Source organism: Streptomyces alkaliphilus, from assembly GCF_014141535.1.
Classification (GTDB): domain Bacteria; phylum Actinomycetota; class Actinomycetes; order Streptomycetales; family Streptomycetaceae; genus Streptomyces; species Streptomyces alkaliphilus.
Genome location: NZ_VKHT01001289.1, coordinates 1 through 1,165 on the forward strand (window position 1 = coordinate 1; position 1,165 = coordinate 1,165).

At 73.9% G+C, this 1,165-nt stretch carries 1 pseudogene; it reads right to left on the reverse strand.

Features of this window, described 5'->3' with window-relative positions:
* Positions 1–1,165 (reverse strand): annotated as a pseudogene (locus FNQ90_RS24025) (hypothetical protein); the annotation flags it as partial.

Sequence of the window (1,165 nt, forward strand, 5' to 3'; positions counted from 1 at the left end):
CCCTCCGCCGCTGTCCCCACCGGAGCCGCCACCGCTGTCCCCACCGCCGCCGAAGAAGCCCCAACCACCACCGGAGGAGGAGCCGCCTCCCGACGAACCCCCGGACCCACCGTCGGAGTCCCGCGCGGCCTCGGCGCGATCGCCGGGATCCGGCGCGTCGGGCCCGTCCGCGTCGGTGTCACCGCCCCGGAGCTCCGGTCCGGAGCCGTGTCGACCGGGGGCGGCGAGCACCCGCAGTGAGAGCACCGTCGCCACGATCGCCGACACCAGGACCACGGCCAGGGACACCAGCCACAGCACCCCCTCGGTGGTCTCCGTGAGCTGCTCGTACGTCCGGTTGTCCCGGAACGGGTGGTCCAACGCGGGCACCAGGCTCACGACCAGCAGCGCCATGGCCGGGGGAACGGCCCCGGGCGCACCCCGGCCACGCCCCGCGAGCACCACCGCCCCGAGGGCGACCAGGACGACCGCGACCACGAACTCCTCGAGCATCATGCCCGCCTTCAGCACACTGCTCAGCGGAAAGTAACCCGGCACGAACAGATCCTGCAGGAAGGTTCCCCAGCCCACCTCGGGGATCCTCCCGTAACGGTTGAACTGCAGGTACAGGGTCCACCCCACCATGACCAGTCCGGGGAGCGCGGTGAGCACGCCGGCCCACCGCCGGGCCGCCGGAATCGCCCGGGTCCCGTAAGGGTCGAATCCGCCGCCCACCGACCCCTTGCCGCCCGCCGTAGCGGCACGCGCCCTGCCGGCGGCGATCGCCACCACGGCGAGGCAGAGGACGAACACCAGGGCGTTCAGCACGAGGCGCCCGGGGTCGGAGAAGAACAGGGGGTGCACACCCCCGACCTCCGCCAGGCGCGGCCCCGCCACCGGACGCAGGGAGAGGAAGCCGAGCAGCCCGGCGAGCAGGATCGCCGGGCCGTTCGCCGCCCGCCGTCGGGCCATCAGCAGGACGCCCACGGGCAGGGCGAGGAGCGCCCCCGCCCACTGCAGGGCGTTCAGCGCCATCGGCAACGGCCATATCTGGTACTGCCACAGCGCTCGGGCCGTCTCCGGGACCGTCACCGAGGACCGCATGAAGTCCGAGACCCCCAGCCCGAGCAGGAGGAGGGCGGTGACCAGGAGCAGCACCCCGCCCGCCAGGTGGGCACCCCTCTCC